Annotated in this window: 12 protein-coding genes; 7 read left to right on the top strand and 5 right to left on the bottom strand. The window is 61.8% G+C overall.

Going from position 1 to position 14,447, the window contains the following annotated elements:
- Positions 1 to 14: 14 nt before the first annotated feature.
- From KJP30_RS12650 to infB, 5 genes are all read left to right on the top strand, one after another.
- Positions 15 to 1,631: an alpha-D-glucose phosphate-specific phosphoglucomutase gene (locus KJP30_RS12650; RefSeq protein WP_218449635.1), complete on the top strand. Its 1,617-nt coding sequence runs from the start codon at positions 15 to 17 to the stop codon at positions 1,629 to 1,631.
- A gap of 174 nt (positions 1,632 to 1,805) precedes the next feature.
- On the top strand, positions 1,806 to 2,396 hold the full coding sequence (gene rimP / locus KJP30_RS12655) for a ribosome maturation factor RimP (RefSeq protein WP_218449636.1): 591 nt from the start codon (positions 1,806 to 1,808) through the stop codon (positions 2,394 to 2,396).
- Between the two features lie 5 nt (positions 2,397 to 2,401).
- A complete protein-coding gene (gene nusA / locus KJP30_RS12660) occupies positions 2,402 to 4,030 on the top strand; it encodes a transcription termination factor NusA (RefSeq protein WP_218449637.1) in 1,629 nt (542 codons plus the stop codon).
- 7 nt (positions 4,031 to 4,037) lie between these two features.
- Positions 4,038 to 4,670 (top strand): RNA-binding protein, encoded by a 633-nt coding sequence (locus KJP30_RS12665; protein ID WP_218449638.1) that lies wholly within the window; start codon positions 4,038 to 4,040, stop codon positions 4,668 to 4,670.
- Positions 4,671 to 4,679: 9 nt separating this feature from the next.
- Positions 4,680 to 7,175, top strand: coding sequence for a translation initiation factor IF-2 (infB, locus tag KJP30_RS12670; protein WP_218449639.1), 2,496 nt, complete (start codon positions 4,680 to 4,682; stop codon positions 7,173 to 7,175).
- 73 nt (positions 7,176 to 7,248) lie between these two features.
- Here infB and KJP30_RS12675 read toward each other — a convergent pair whose 3' ends face one another.
- The gene (locus KJP30_RS12675; protein WP_218449640.1) at positions 7,249 to 7,812 is read right to left on the bottom strand and encodes a carboxymuconolactone decarboxylase family protein; all 564 of its coding nucleotides are present in this window, start codon (positions 7,810 to 7,812) and stop codon (positions 7,249 to 7,251) included.
- A 154-nt stretch (positions 7,813 to 7,966) separates the two neighbouring features.
- Here KJP30_RS12675 and KJP30_RS12680 point away from each other — a divergent pair, with 154 nt between their 5' ends.
- Entirely contained in the window at positions 7,967 to 8,596 is a 630-nt protein-coding gene (locus KJP30_RS12680; protein WP_218449641.1) for a TetR/AcrR family transcriptional regulator, read from the top strand.
- A 27-nt stretch (positions 8,597 to 8,623) separates the two neighbouring features.
- On the opposite strand, the gene KJP30_RS25090 is transcribed toward KJP30_RS12680, so the two are convergent.
- From KJP30_RS25090 to KJP30_RS12695, 4 genes are all read right to left on the bottom strand, one after another.
- Positions 8,624 to 8,749 (bottom strand): hypothetical protein, encoded by a 126-nt coding sequence (locus KJP30_RS25090; RefSeq protein ID WP_261331941.1) that lies wholly within the window; start codon positions 8,747 to 8,749, stop codon positions 8,624 to 8,626.
- 177 nt (positions 8,750 to 8,926) lie between these two features.
- A complete protein-coding gene (locus tag KJP30_RS12685; RefSeq protein ID WP_218449642.1) occupies positions 8,927 to 9,325 on the bottom strand; it encodes a (deoxy)nucleoside triphosphate pyrophosphohydrolase in 399 nt (132 codons plus the stop codon).
- A 110-nt stretch (positions 9,326 to 9,435) separates the two neighbouring features.
- The gene (gene argJ / locus KJP30_RS12690) at positions 9,436 to 10,653 is read right to left on the bottom strand and encodes a bifunctional glutamate N-acetyltransferase/amino-acid acetyltransferase ArgJ (RefSeq protein WP_218449643.1); all 1,218 of its coding nucleotides are present in this window, start codon (positions 10,651 to 10,653) and stop codon (positions 9,436 to 9,438) included.
- A 4-nt stretch (positions 10,654 to 10,657) separates the two neighbouring features.
- The gene (locus KJP30_RS12695) at positions 10,658 to 11,509 is read right to left on the bottom strand and encodes a peptidylprolyl isomerase (RefSeq protein WP_246594482.1); all 852 of its coding nucleotides are present in this window, start codon (positions 11,507 to 11,509) and stop codon (positions 10,658 to 10,660) included.
- Between the two features lie 189 nt (positions 11,510 to 11,698).
- Here KJP30_RS12695 and secA point away from each other — a divergent pair, with 189 nt between their 5' ends.
- Positions 11,699 to 14,425, top strand: a complete 2,727-nt coding sequence (secA, locus tag KJP30_RS12700; protein WP_218449645.1) for a preprotein translocase subunit SecA — start codon at positions 11,699 to 11,701, stop codon at positions 14,423 to 14,425.
- Positions 14,426 to 14,447 lie beyond the last annotated feature (22 nt).

Below are 14,447 nucleotides of genomic sequence, written 5' to 3' on the forward strand. Positions count from 1 at the left end.
CAAGGACTCTTTCCATGACGCCGATTACCCGCCCCCTCACGCCGTTCGACGGGCAAAAGCCCGGCACCTCCGGCCTGCGCAAGAAAACCCGGGTCTTCATGCAGGACGGCTATGTCCAGGCTTTCGTTCAGGCCATTTTCAACGCCATCGACGGTGTCACCGGCAAGACCTTGGTGGTGGGTGGCGATGGTCGCTATTTCAACGCCGAAGCGATTCAGATCATCCTGCGAATGGCCGCGGCGCAGGGCGCGGCCCGCTGCATCGTCGGACAAGGCGGGTTGTTGTCGACGCCCGCTGCCTCGAACCTGATCCGCAAGCGCGGGGCCGACGGCGGCCTGATTCTCTCGGCCAGCCACAACCCAGGCGGCATCGACGAGGATTTTGGCCTGAAATATAACATTTCGAATGGCGGACCGGCCCCCGAAGGTGTCACCGCCGCGATCTTTGACCAGACCAAAACCGTATCCGAATACACGACGCTGGAGACAGCGGACCTTGACCTTTCCGCCATTGGCGAGGTCCAACTGGCCGACATGATCGTCGAGATCGTCGACCCCGTTGCCGACTACGCCGCGCTGATGCAGGACTTGTTCGACTTTGACGCCATTCGCGCCATGATCGCGGGCGGCTTTACCCTGCGGTTCGATGCCATGCACGCGGTCACCGGCCCCTATGCGACGGCAATCCTCGAAGGTATCCTGGGCGCGCCAGAGGGAACGGTGCTGAACGGCGTGCCCCTGGTCGATTTCGGCAAGGGACACCCGGATCCGAACCCGATCTGGGCCAAGCCGCTGGTCGATCTGGTCATGTCCGCCGACGGGCCGGATTTCGCCGCCGCCTCGGACGGGGATGGCGACCGCAATATGATCCTTGGCAAGGGTATCTATGTCACCCCCTCGGACAGTCTTGCCGTGCTGGCCGCCAACGCACATCTTGCGCCCGGCTATGCGCGCGGTCTGGCCGGAGTGGCCCGGTCCATGCCCACCAGCCGCGCCGCGGACCGGGTGGCCGAGCGATTGGGCATCGAAGCCTTTGAGACGCCGACCGGGTGGAAATTCTTTGGCAACCTTCTGGACGCTGGCCGGGCAACACTGTGCGGCGAGGAAAGCGCCGGCACAGGGAGCGATCACGTCCGCGAAAAGGACGGTTTGTGGGCGGTGCTCTTGTGGCTGAACATCCTTGCGGCGCGCAAGGTGTCGGTTCAGGAGATCCTGCACGACCATTGGCGGACCTACGGTCGCGACTACTATTCCCGCCACGATTACGAGGCCGTCGACAAAGCCGCTGCCGAGGGCATCATGGCCGATCTGGCGGCCCGTGCCGATCAGACTCTGCCCGAGGGTGTCGAGCGGATCGACAGCTTTTCCTACACTGATCCGGTCGATGGCTCTGTCTCGGAAAATCAGGGGGTGCGGATCTTTTTCAAAGATGGCGCACGAGCGGTCATGCGCCTGTCGGGCACCGGCACCGAGGGCGCAACAATCCGCGTCTACCTCGAAAGATACGAACCCGCGGAGGGAGATCTGGAGATCGAAACGCAGGCCGCGTTGCAGTTTCTGGCCGATGCGGTGGACATGCTGACAGGGCTGAAAGAGCGGAGCGGAAGAACCGCGCCGGACGTGATGACCTGACCGCAAACCGGCGGGGTCCGGCGGGATGCGGCGCGCTTTCGCGAATCCGCTTGCGTTTCACGGCTCTCCCGCCTATATCCGCATCAACAGCGGCGCGCCGGCACCCGGCGCCCACCGAAACGTTCAACGGGCCGCTGGCCCGTTTTTTTTGTGCCCGAAAGGCAAGTGACCGATATGACCAACCTGATCGCCAAGACCGGTATGGACAAGCGCCTGGCCGAGATTGTTCAGCCGGTGATCGAGGACATGGGTTTCGAGCTGGTGCGCATCCGCCTGATGGGCGGACAGGTGCCGACCCTGCAAATCATGGCCGAACGCCCGCAGGGCGGGATCGAGGTGGACGAATGCGCCGAGATCTCGACCGCCGTCAGCGCTGTGCTGGATGTCGAAGACCCGATCATCGACACCTACACGCTGGAAGTGTCGAGCCCCGGCATCGACCGCCCGCTAACGCGGCTCAAGGATTTCGACACCTACGAAGGCTACGAGGCCAAGCTGGAAACCGACGAGATGATCGAGGGTCGCAAACGCTTTCGCGGCGTCCTGGCCGGTGTCGAGGATGGCGAAGTGCTGATCAACCTTGACGAAGGCACCATCGGGCTGGAGTTCGACTGGCTGACCGATGCCAAGCTGGTGATGACCGACGAGCTGATCCGCCTGATGCTGAAGGCGCGCAAGAAGGCGGGCACCGACGGATCAAGCGAGACACTGGACGAGAGCAAGTTTGACGAGATCGAGACCGAGCCGTCTCGGGACGAGGAGTAAGAACAATGGCAATTACCTCTGCTAACCAGCTTGAGCTTTTGCAGACCGCCGAGGCGGTGGCACGCGAAAAGATGATCGACCCCGGTCTGGTCGTCGAAGCGATGGAAGAGAGCCTCGCCCGTGCCGCCAAGTCGCGTTACGGCGCCGAGATGGACATTCGCGTGTCGATCGACCGCCGCACCGGCAAGGCCACATTCACGCGCGTCCGCACCGTGGTCGAAGACGAGGAACTGGAAAACTACCAGGCCGAAATGACCGTCCAGCAGGCCAAGCAGTACATGGCCGACCCGCAGGTGGGCGATGTCTTTTCCGAAGAGGTTCCGCCGGTGGAACTGGGCCGGATCGCAGCACAGTCGGCCAAGCAGGTGATCCTGCAAAAGGTCCGCGAAGCCGAGCGTGACCGCCAGTACGACGAATTCAAGGATCGCGCAGGCACGATCATCAACGGTCTGGTCAAGCGCGAAGAATACGGCAACGTCATCGTCGACGTGGGCCGTGGCGAAGCCATCCTGCGCCGCAACGAAAAGATCGGCCGCGAAAGCTATCGCCCCGGCGACCGCATCCGCTGCTACATCAAGGACGTGCGCCGCGAAACGCGCGGCCCGCAGATTTTCCTGTCGCGCACCGACCCGCAGTTCATGGCCGAACTGTTCAAGATGGAAGTGCCCGAGATCTACGACGGCATCATCGAGATCAAGGCCGTGGCCCGCGACCCCGGTTCGCGCGCCAAGATCGCCGTTATCTCTTATGACAGCGGCATCGACCCGGTGGGTGCCTGCGTCGGTATGCGCGGCAGCCGCGTACAGGCCGTTGTGAACGAACTTCAGGGCGAAAAGATCGACATTATCCCGTGGAACGAGGATGTGCCGACCTTCCTTGTGAACGCGCTGCAACCGGCCGAAGTCAGCAAGGTGGTTCTGGACGAAGACGCCGAGCGAATCGAGGTGGTCGTGCCCGACGAACAGCTGTCGCTGGCCATCGGCCGTCGTGGTCAGAACGTGCGTCTGGCCAGCCAGCTGACCGGTCTGGACATCGACATCATGACCGAGGAAGAAGAATCCAAGCGCCGTCAGGCCGAGTTCGAAGAACGCACCAAGCTGTTCATGGAAACGCTGGACCTCGACGAATTCTTTGCCCAGCTTCTGGTCTCGGAAGGCTTCACCAACCTCGAAGAAGTCGCCTATGTCGAACTCGACGAACTGCTGGTCATCGACGGTGTCGATGAAGGTACCGCAGAAGAGCTGCAAACCCGTGCCCGCGAGTTCCTGGAAGAACAGGCCCGCAAGGCGCTGGAACGTGCCCGCGAACTGGGCGTGGACGACAGCCTGATCAACTTCGAAGGCCTGACCCCGCAAATGGTCGAGGCACTGGCCGAGGATGGAATCAAGACGCTGGAAGACTTTGCAACCTGCGCCGACTGGGAACTGGCCGGTGGCTGGACCACGGTTGACGGCCAGCGGACCAAGGACGACGGCCTGCTGGAGAAGTTCGAAGTAGACCTCGAAGAGGCGCAGAACATGGTCATGACCGCCCGCGTCCTGTTGGGCTGGGTCGATCCGACCGAACTGGAAGCCGAGGCCGAGGAAGGCGACGAGGAATTCGCCGAAGACGGCGACGAAGAGCAGGAGGCATAAGACCAGCATGACTCGCGGCGGACGGGCCAAAACCCAGGACGACGGACCCGAACGGAAGTGCATCGCCACCGGCGAGGTGCAACCGAAAGACGGGCTGATCCGCTTTGTCCTGGGCCCGGACGGACGGATCGTGCCGGATCTGGCTGGTAAATTGCCCGGACGCGGACTATATGTGTCCGCCAACCGGGCGGCTATCGAGAAGGCAGCCGCAAAGGGGCTTTTCAGCCGGGCCATGAAACAGCCTGTGAAAGTCCCCGACGGGCTGTCCGATCTGATCGAACAGATGCTGGTGAAACGGGTCGTTGACCTGATTTCATTGGCGCGCAAGTCGGGCGAGGCCGTCTCGGGCTATGAGAAGGTCAAGTCCTGGCTTCAGATGGAAGAGGCCTCTGTATTGATCCAGGCCGAAGACGGATCGGGACGAGGCAAGTCGAAACTGTCCACGCCATATGGCGGGCGGTACATCGGTTGGTTGACGGCAGACGAGCTTGGCGCGGCCTTCGGTCGACAAACTGTCATACATGCGGCGCTAGGCTCTGGCGGACTCGTGCCGCGTATTGTAGAGGAAGCCCAACGCTTGAAGGGTGTACGCGTCGGATCTGACGCGGATCGCGGTGGCAGGGGCCACCGGAAAGGATGAAGAAGCTTTATGAGCGATAACGACGGTAAAAAGACCTTGGGTGTGCGTGGTGGCGGTCCCCGTTCCGGGAGCGTAAAGCAGAGCTTTAGCCATGGCCGCACCAAGAACGTCGTGGTGGAGACCAAGCGCAAGCGCGTCGTGGTGCCGAAGCCCGGCGCCGGTGGTGCGGGCGGCAAGGGCGGCCCGGTTGGTGGATCGGGCGGCAAGCGCCCGGCTGGCATCTCGGACGCCGAGATGGAACGCCGCCTGAAGGCATTGCAGGCCGCGAAGGCCCGCGAGGCGGAAGAAACCGCCAAACGCGAAGCCGAGGAAAAGGCCCGCGCCGAAGAGCGTGAGCGCCTCCGCGCCGAGAAAGAACAGAAAGAGCGCGAACAGCGCGAAGCCGAGGAAGCGCTGAAGCGCAAGGCCGAGGAAGAAGAGCGCAAGAAGCGCGAAGCCGAGGAAGCCGCCAAAGCGGCTGCCGCGGCTGCCGCACAGCCTGCGCCCAAGGCCGACGATCAGGCCCGCGCCAAGCCCAAAAAGGACGAGGCCCCGCGCCGCGCTCCGGAACGCGACAACCGCGACGACCAGAATCGTGGCCGTGGCCGTGGCCGCGACGACGGCAACCGTCGTTCGGGCAAGCTGACCCTGAATCAGGCCCTTGGCGGCGAAGGCGGGCGTCAGAAGTCTCTGGCTTCGATGAAGCGCAAGCAGGAACGTGCCCGTCAAAAGGCCATGGGTGGCGCGCAGAACCGTGAAAAGGTCACGCGCGACGTTCAGCTGCCCGAAGCCATTACCGTTGCAGAACTGGCGAACCGGATGACCGAAAAGGTCGCCGATGTGGTCAAGTCCCTGATGCAGAACGGCATCATGGCGACCCAGAACCAGACCATCGACGCCGATACCGCCGAACTCATCATTGAGGAATTCGGCCACCGGGTGACCCGTGTCTCTGACGCTGACGTCGAAGACGTCATCAAGGAAGTCGAGGACAAGGACGAAGACCTGAAGCCGCGGCCCCCGGTCATCACGATCATGGGCCACGTCGACCACGGCAAGACCTCGCTTCTGGATGCGATCCGCGATGCGAAGGTGACCGCGGGCGAAGCCGGCGGCATCACCCAGCACATCGGTGCCTATCAGGTGACCACTGACAGCGGTGCGGTCCTCAGCTTCCTCGACACGCCCGGCCACGCGGCCTTTACCTCGATGCGTTCGCGCGGGGCCCAGGTGACGGATATCGTCGTTCTGGTCGTCGCTGCCGACGACGCGGTGATGCCGCAGACGATCGAGGCGATCAACCACGCCAAGGCGGCCGAAGTGCCGATGATCGTGGCGATCAACAAGGTCGACAAGCCCTCGGCCAACCCGACCAAGGTCCGGACCGACCTGCTGCAACACGAAGTCATCGTCGAAGAGCTTTCGGGTGAAGTGCAAGATGTCGAAGTTTCGGCCATCACCGGTCAGGGCCTCGACGAACTCTTGGAAGCCATCGCGCTTCAGGCAGAGATCCTTGAACTGAAAGCCAACCCCGACCGCGCCGCCGAAGGTGCCGTGATCGAGGCACAGCTGGACGTGGGTCGCGGCCCCGTTGCCACCGTTCTGGTGCAGCGCGGCACCCTGAAACAGGGTGACATCTTTGTAGTGGGTGAGCAGTACGGCAAGGTCCGTGCGCTGATCAACGACAAGGGCGAGCGCGTCAAAGAGGCTGGCCCGTCGGTTCCGGTCGAAGTTCTGGGTCTCAACGGCACCCCCGAGGCAGGCGACGTTCTCAACGTTGTCGAGACCGAGGCACAGGCCCGCGAGATCGCCGAGTACCGCGCCAATCTGGCCAAGGAAAAGCGTGCCGCCGCCGGTGCGGCCACCACGCTGGACCAGTTGCTGCAAAAGGCGAAAGACGACGAGAACGTCAGCGAACTGCCCGTTATCGTCAAAGCCGACGTGCAGGGGTCGTCCGAAGCCATCGTTCAGGCGCTGGAAAAAGTCGGCAACGACGAGGTCCGCGTGCGCGTGATCCACTATGGCGTGGGCGCGATCACCGAGACCGACGTCGGCCTTGCAGAAGCGTCGGGCTGTCCGGTGATCGGCTTCAACGTGCGTGCCAATGCACCCGCACGGAACGCGGCCAACCAAAAGGGCGTGGAAATCCGGTACTATTCGGTGATCTACGATCTCGTCGACGATGTGAAAGCGGCGGCCTCGGGCCTGCTGTCGAACGAAATCCGCGAGAACTTCATCGGTTACGCTTCGATCAAGGAAGTCTTCAAGGTGTCCAACGTCGGCAAGGTTGCCGGCTGTCTCGTCACCGAAGGTGTCGCCCGCCGGTCGGCCGGTGTGCGCCTGCTGCGCGACGACGTGGTGATCCACGAAGGCACGCTGAAGACGCTCAAGCGCTTCAAGGATGAAGTTGCCGAGGTCCAGTCGGGCCAGGAATGCGGCATGGCCTTTGAGAACTACGACGACATCCGCCCCGGCGACGTCATCGAAATCTTCGAGCGCGAAGAGATCGAACGGACGCTCGACTGACACTTGGGCATATCAAACCAGAAAGGCCGGCGCATCGCGCCGGCCTTTTGCGTTCATATCGGTAAGGCGGCGATCAGGCCGCCTTGTCAGTCTTGGTCCAGGCGAATTTTTCGAACACTTTGTCCACCGGAGTCTTGGCAAGGTGGTTGGTGTAGTTCGACATGATCTTCTGGCTGTAGCCAAGGATCACTTCGAGGATGTTCTGACGGGTATAGCCTGCGTCAAGGAAAGCCTGCACGTCTTCGTCCGCCACGAAACCGCGCTGGCGCACAAGTTGCAGCGTGAAGGTCCGCAGCGCCTCCAGCTTGGACGTGGGCAAAGGGGTTTCGTCCCGCAGCGCGTTGATAACGGCATCGTCAACGCCCATCTGCTTGGCAATGCCAGTGTGCGCGGGAACGCAGTAATGGCATTCGTTTTCCACGTTGATCGCCTGCCAGACGACGGTCAGTTCGTCCTTGTCGAAGCTGGTCTTTTGAAACAGGGCGTGCAGCGTCTGGTAGGCTTCGAGGAACTCAGGCGATTCCGCCATCACCTTGTGCAACCCCGGGAGACGGCCAAACGCGGCCTTGGATTTTTCCAGCAACGGCTTGGAGGCGTCGGGGGCGGTGGTTTCATCGTGGAAGGTGAAATCGGTCATCAGTCTCTCCTTTGGGCGAACCGGGCTGGTCCGTCGATGAACGAGACATAGTCAACTTGAGTGATCACTCAATGACGATTTTGAGCAATCACTCAAACGTGAGCCGGGATCACAAGGCCACGACAACAGAGCGATTTGGCCCTATATCCCCTACATGACACGCGCACGCCCCTATGACCGCGATACAGCACTGGATGCTGCCCTGACGCTATTCTGGCGAAAAGGCTATCACGCCACCTCTTTGAAGGATCTGGAAGGCGCTTTGCGAATGAAGCCCGGCAGCATCTATGCGGCCTTCAAAAGCAAGGAGGCGCTGTTTCTGACAGTGCTGGAGCGTTACTACCAGCGCAATACGCAGGTGTTACAGACCCTGCTTGCCCAAGACGGCTCGCCACTGGATGCGCTTGCGCAGTTCCTGCGATCCTTTGCCAAGGCCGAACTGGACGATCCCCGGCGACAGGCCTGCATGGTCGTACGCACGATGCTGGAAACCACCGCCGGAGAAGCCGCCCTTAGTGAAAAGGCGCGTGGTTACCTCGACGATATGACGGAACATTTCCGTGCCGCATTCGAAGCGGCCAAAACCGCGGGCGAACTGCCGGCGGACGCGGATACAAAACGTCTGGCCCGCCGTTTTCAGGCCAATCTGACCGCCTTGCGGATCGAAGCACAGCGGGCGATTGCACCAGAAGCGCTGAACGATCTGGCCGACGACATGGCGGCTGAATTGGACGCCCTGAAATTGAAAACGGGGACAGCGCACCGCCCTGCCCCCGCAAACTGACTCTGGCCGGATCGAAAATCCGGCTAATTATCCGGCGGGCTTGCCGACATAAACATTCTGCCCGACACGGACAGAGATACGGCCATCGGGAAAGGTCTTTTCCAGAAAGCCCTGAACTGACACACAACTACCGATCACGATTGTCTTGAGCATAACGCGTCTCCAAGTGTCCCATTGCCTAAAATCTAGAGCGAATGTGGAAACAGTTCTACGCCCTCGCGTCACAAAAATGACGCAATTGTGCCAAAGTCGCAGGCAAAGGCGACCAATTTTCAGGCAGTTACCGATCAACGCCGACCGATAGGCAGAAATCCGGGCAATGCCGCTTGATCAAAGCCAGTCCCTGAGAATCGGGATCAGGGGAATATCGGCAGGCGGCATGGGATAGCTGCGCAGGTCTTCCTTGCGCACCCATTTCAAAGCCTGCCCCTCTTTTGATTGCGGAATGCCACCCCATTTGCGGCACGCGAAAAGCGGCATCAGCAAATGGAAATCATCATAGGCGTGCGAGGCGAAAGTCAGCGGCGCAAGGCAACTGGACCAGGTTTCGATTCCCAGTTCCTCGTGCAATTCTCGGATCAGCGCGGCCTCGGGGCTTTCGCCCGCCTCGACCTTGCCGCCGGGGAACTCCCAGAGACCGGCCATGCTTTTGCCTTCGGGACGTTGAGCGAGAAGGACACGGCCATCGGCATCGATCAGGGCGACGGCGGAGACGAGGATGATCTTCATGCTGCGGTGCGCTCTTGCTGGGCGGACAGGGCGAGGGGCCAGCCCCTCGCGCTCCCCGGGATATTTCAGGACAGAAGAAAGGGGGGCGTTTTGGCCCCCCCCGGATTGGATCAGGACCGGTAATCGGCGTTGATCTGGATGTAGCCGTGGGTCAGGTCGCAGGTCCAGACGGTCGCCTGCCCCTGCCCGAGGCCGATGTCGACGTTGATGTCGATTTCCTGACCTTTGAAATAGGTTGCGCCCTGTTCCTCGCGATAGCTTTCGGCGACCCAGCCTTTTTCGGCCACAGTGATGTCACCGAAACGGATCGAGAGCAGGTCGCGGTCAGCGGCGGCGCCGGACTTGCCGACAGCCATGACGATGCGACCCCAGTTCGGATCCTCACCCGCCAGCGCGGTTTTGACCAACGGCGAGTTGGCAATGGCCAATGCATGGGTGCGCGCATCGGATTCACTTGCGGCGCCAGAGACATGCACGGTCACGAACTTGGTCGCGCCTTCGCCATCGCGCACGACCTGATGGGCGAGATCGAGCATCACGCCATAGAGCGCCTGGGTGAATTCCGCATTCCAGGTGACATCGACTCCCGACGCGCCGGTCGCCGCCATCAACAGCGTGTCCGAGGTCGAGGTGTCGCTGTCCACGGTGATATTGTTGAACGTCTTGTCGTTCAGTTCGGACACCATGGATTGCAGTTCGGCGCGCGGAATCCGCGCATCGGTGAAGATATAGACCAACATGGTCGCCATATCGGGTGCGATCATGCCGGATCCTTTGGCGATGCCCGCGATGCGCACTGTCTTGCCGTCCACCTCGATTTCCGCCGTGGCGGCCTTGGGGAAGGTATCCGTTGTCATGATCGCGCGGGCGGCATCGGCCATGCCCTCGGGCGAGAGCGCGGCATGCAGCTCGTCGAGCTTGGCCGTGATGCGGTCATGCGGCAGGCGTTCGCCGATCACCCCGGTCGAAGAGGTGAAGACGCGCGCCGCCGGAAGACCAGTGCGTTCGGCCACCGCCGCACAGATGGCGGCGACGGAACCTTCGCCGGCGCGACCGGTGAAGGCGTTGGAGTTGCCCGAATTGACGATGATGGCGGCCCCTGCGGCGCTGTCTGCGCCGATCTTGGCCTGGCAATCCAGCACATTGGCGGAACGGGTGGCCGAGCGGGTAAACACCCCGGCCACCACGCTGCCCGGGTCGAGCAGCGCCAGCATCACGTCCGGGCGGCCCTTGTAACGGACCCCCGCTTCGGCGATGGCGAAACGCACGCCCCCGATGATCGGGAGCGCGGGAAACTCTGCGGGGGCAAGCGGGGACCGGGGAGGCATCGGATCAGTCCGCCAACAGGCCGAGGTTGTTCAGGATCGAGGTATCGACCTTGGAATAGTCGAAGCGCGAGACCTCGCCTGCCTCGGTCTGTTCCTTGATGAAGGCCTGAACCGCATCCTGACGCAGTTGCTGTTCGATCTGGCCGCGCACTTTTTCAAGCTCGGGCGCGTCGATGGCACGGGTTTCATTCAGCTTGATGACATGCCAGCCGAACTGCGTCTGGACCGGGGCAGAAACATCACCCGCCTCCATACCGGCCACGGCGTCTTCGAAGGGTTTGACCATGCGCCCCTTGCCGAACCAGCCCAGAAGGCCGCCGTTGGGGCCGGTCGGGCCGGTGGAATTGGCACGGGCCAGTTCCGCGAAATCCGCGCCGCCATTCAGTTCTTCGACCAGTTCCTTGGCCTTTTCCTCGGTCTCGACCAAAATGTGCGAGGCGTTGTATTCCAGCCCCAGATCCGCATCCACGTAGTCGGCCTTGTAGGCGGCAGCAATCGCCTCGTCGGTGACGGCGGCATCGGCCACGGCCTGCATGGCTTCGGCGGCCATGAGCTCGCGCTTTTCATTGTCCAGCGCCAGCGCGACGCGGAAGGTTTCGTCACCCTTGTCGGACTGGGCCAGCACTTCGTACTGGATCAGGCGTTCCAGCAGACCTTCCCACAGCTGATCGGTCGGCGCCTGCTGGAATCGCTCGGGCAGCGAGGCCCGCGCCATCAGCATGTGGCCAAAGGTGATGTCCTTGCCGTTCACGGTGGCAACCACGGTATCGATGGTCACCTCGGCGGGTGTATCTGCATCCTGGGCCGCAACCGGCAGGGCGACGCAAAGCGCAATCGCCGCTGCGGACAATTTCATGAGGGTTTTCGACATCGGTTCTTCCTCTTGATCGGTGCCGCGTCCCTGGGCGGCGTTGACACTGTACAGCCGTCCCCTTACATGCCCGGAAGGCTCTGCGAGGCCGGTCTTTTCGTTCCGTCATATGGCTCATGTGCGAGGCGGGCAAGCAGATGCCGCACTTGACGCTGGAAACAGGTACGACAGACCATGCTGGGAAAAATCGCGCGCAAGGTGTTCGGAACGCCGAACGACCGCAAGATCAAGGCGGTTCGCCCGCTGGTGCAGAAGATCAACGCGCTGGAGCCGGAGTTCGAGAAACTCGACGACGCGGGTCTGATCGCCAAAAGTCAGGAATTCAAGGAGCGGATCGAAAAGGGCGAAAGCCTCGACTCGCTGCTGCCCGAGGCCTTTGCCAACTGCCGCGAGGCCGCCAAGCGGGCACTGGGCCTGCGCGCCTTCGACGTGCAGCTGATGGGCGGTATCTTTCTGCATCAGGGCAATATCGCCGAGATGAAGACCGGTGAGGGCAAGACGCTGGTCGCGACCTTCCCAGCCTATCTGAACGCGCTGACCGGCAAGGGCGTGCATATCGTCACCGTGAACGACTATCTCGCCAAGCGTGATGCCGAATGGATGAGCAATGTCTACACCGCGTTGGGCCTGTCGACCGGCGTGGTCTATCCGCGTCAGCCCGATGACGAGAAGAAACAGGCCTATGCCTGCGACATCACATACGCGACGAACAACGAACTGGGCTTTGACTATCTGCGCGACAACATGAAGTCCGAGCTGGATCAGATGTTCCAGCGCGACCATTATTTCGCCGTGGTGGACGAAGTTGACTCGATCCTGATCGACGAGGCGCGGACGCCTCTGATCATCTCCGGCCCCTCGGACGACCGCAGCGAGCTGTATCAGACCATCGACAAGCTGATCCCGGAACTGGCCGAGGATCACTATACCGTCGATGAAAAGACCCGGAACGTCACCTTCACCGACGAAGGCAACGAATACCTCGAACAGATCCTGCAACAGCGCGGGCTGCTGGAAGAGGGGCAAAGCCTTTATGATCCCGAAAGCACGACCATCGTGCATCACGTCAATCAGGCGATCCGCGCGCACAAGCTGTTCACCAAGGACAAGGACTATATCGTTCGCGACGGCGAAGTTGTCCTGATCGACGAATTTACCGGCCGGATGATGGCGGGGCGCCGCCTGTCCGACGGTCTGCATCAGGCCATCGAAGCCAAGGAAGGCTGCAACATCCAGCCCGAGAACGTGACGCTGGCCAGCGTGACCTTCCAGAACTATTTCCGCCTGTATGACCGGTTGTCCGGCATGACCGGCACCGCCGCCACCGAGGCCGAGGAATTTTCGGAAATCTACGGTCTGGGCGTGGTCGAGATCCCGACAAACCTGCCGATTTCGCGGATCGACGAGGATGACGCCGTCTATCGCACCGGCGCCGAGAAATACGCAGCCATCGTCGAGGAAATCCGCAAGGCACATGAAAAGGGCCAGCCGGTTCTGGTGGGCACCACCTCGATCGAGAAATCGGAAATGCTGAGCATGATGCTCACGCAGGCCGGGTTGAAACACAACGTGCTCAACGCTCGACAGCACGAGCAGGAGGCGCAGATCGTCGCCGATGCCGGCAAGCTGGGCGCGGTGACGATTGCAACCAACATGGCGGGCCGCGGGACCGACATCAAGCTGGGCGGTAACGTGGAGTTCAAGGTGATGGAGGCCATCGCCGCCAATCCCGACCGCCACCCCGACGAAATCCGGGCCGAGATCGAATCCCAGCACAAGGCCGACGAACAGGCGGTCAAGGACGCGGGCGGATTGTTCGTTCTAGCCACCGAGCGCCATGAATCGCGCCGGATCGACAACCAGCTGCGCGGCCGTTCGGGCCGTCAAGGGGATCCGGGCCGGTCGTCCTTCTTCCTGTCGCTCGAAGATGACCTGATGCGCATTTTCGGTTCGGAACGGCTGGACAAGGTGCTGTCCTCGCTGGGCATGAAAGAAGGCGAAGCCATCGTTCACCCGTGGGTGAACAAGTCGCTGGAACGGGCTCAGGCGAAGGTCGAGGGGCGCAACTTCGACATCCGCAAACAACTGTTGAAGTTCGACGACGTGATGAACGACCAGCGGAAGGTGATTTTCGGCCAACGCCGCGAGATCATGGAATCGCAGGACGTCAGCGAGATCACGACCGATATGCGTCACGAGGTGATCGACGATCTGGTCGATGTTTATGCCCCGCCCAAGGCCTATGCCGACCAGTGGGACATGACCGGTCTTTATGCGGCCGTGCTGGAAAAACTGGGCATGGATCTGCCGATCATCGGCTGGGCCGAAGAGGACGGCGTGGATCAGGACGTGATCCGCGAACGTCTGGTCGAAGCCAGCGACGCCATGATGGCCGAAAAGACCGAGGCCTTTGGTCCCGACACCATGCGCCAGATCGAAAAGCAGGTTGTCCTGCAAGCCATCGACGGCAAGTGGCGTGAACACCTTCTGACGCTGGAACACCTGCGCTCTGTCGTGGGTTTCCGGGGCTACGCCCAGCGGGATCCGCTGAACGAATACAAGAACGAATCCTTCCAGTTGTTCGAGAACATGCTCGACAGCCTGCGTGAAACCGTGACCGAGCAGCTGAGCAAGGTCCGCCCGATGTCCGAAGAGGAACAACAGGCGATGATCGCAGAAATGCGGCGTCAGCAGGAAGAGATGCGCCGCCAGATGGAACAGGCCGCAGCCGCCGCAGCCCCCGCAGGTGACGCCTCTGCCGCTGCACCGGGGGCGCAGACCTCTGCGGCCGAAGGCTTTGACGAGAACAACCCGGAAACCTGGGGCAACCCGGGCCGGAACGATCTTTGCCCCTGCGGGTCCGGCAAGAAGTTCAAGCACTGCCACGGCAAGCTGAGCTGATCCCCTCCGGGGCCCCCGATCG

Source organism: Antarctobacter sediminis, assembly GCF_019218285.1.
GTDB lineage: Bacteria > Pseudomonadota > Alphaproteobacteria > Rhodobacterales > Rhodobacteraceae > Antarctobacter > Antarctobacter sediminis.

What these genes read in the sequence shown, in the direction of transcription:
- argJ (WP_218449643.1), bottom strand. Translation starts at nt 10,653, where the DNA reads ATGCCTCCCCGGTCCCCGCTTGCCCCCGCAGAGTTTCCCGCGCTCCCG.
- rimP (WP_218449636.1), top strand. Translation starts at nt 1,806, where the DNA reads ATGACCAACCTGATCGCCAAGACCGGTATGGACAAGCGCCTGGCCGAG.
- KJP30_RS12685 (WP_218449642.1), bottom strand. Translation starts at nt 9,325, where the DNA reads ATGAAGATCATCCTCGTCTCCGCCGTCGCCCTGATCGATGCCGATGGC.
- KJP30_RS12665 (WP_218449638.1), top strand. Translation starts at nt 4,038, where the DNA reads ATGACTCGCGGCGGACGGGCCAAAACCCAGGACGACGGACCCGAACGG.
- secA (WP_218449645.1), top strand. Translation starts at nt 11,699, where the DNA reads ATGCTGGGAAAAATCGCGCGCAAGGTGTTCGGAACGCCGAACGACCGC.
- nusA (WP_218449637.1), top strand. Translation starts at nt 2,402, where the DNA reads ATGGCAATTACCTCTGCTAACCAGCTTGAGCTTTTGCAGACCGCCGAG.
- KJP30_RS12695 (WP_246594482.1), bottom strand. Translation starts at nt 11,509, where the DNA reads ATGAAATTGTCCGCAGCGGCGATTGCGCTTTGCGTCGCCCTGCCGGTT.
- infB (WP_218449639.1), top strand. Translation starts at nt 4,680, where the DNA reads ATGAGCGATAACGACGGTAAAAAGACCTTGGGTGTGCGTGGTGGCGGT.
- KJP30_RS12675 (WP_218449640.1), bottom strand. Translation starts at nt 7,812, where the DNA reads ATGACCGATTTCACCTTCCACGATGAAACCACCGCCCCCGACGCCTCC.
- KJP30_RS12650 (WP_218449635.1), top strand. Translation starts at nt 15, where the DNA reads ATGACGCCGATTACCCGCCCCCTCACGCCGTTCGACGGGCAAAAGCCC.
- KJP30_RS25090 (WP_261331941.1), bottom strand. Translation starts at nt 8,749, where the DNA reads ATGCTCAAGACAATCGTGATCGGTAGTTGTGTGTCAGTTCAGGGCTTT.
- KJP30_RS12680 (WP_218449641.1), top strand. Translation starts at nt 7,967, where the DNA reads ATGACACGCGCACGCCCCTATGACCGCGATACAGCACTGGATGCTGCC.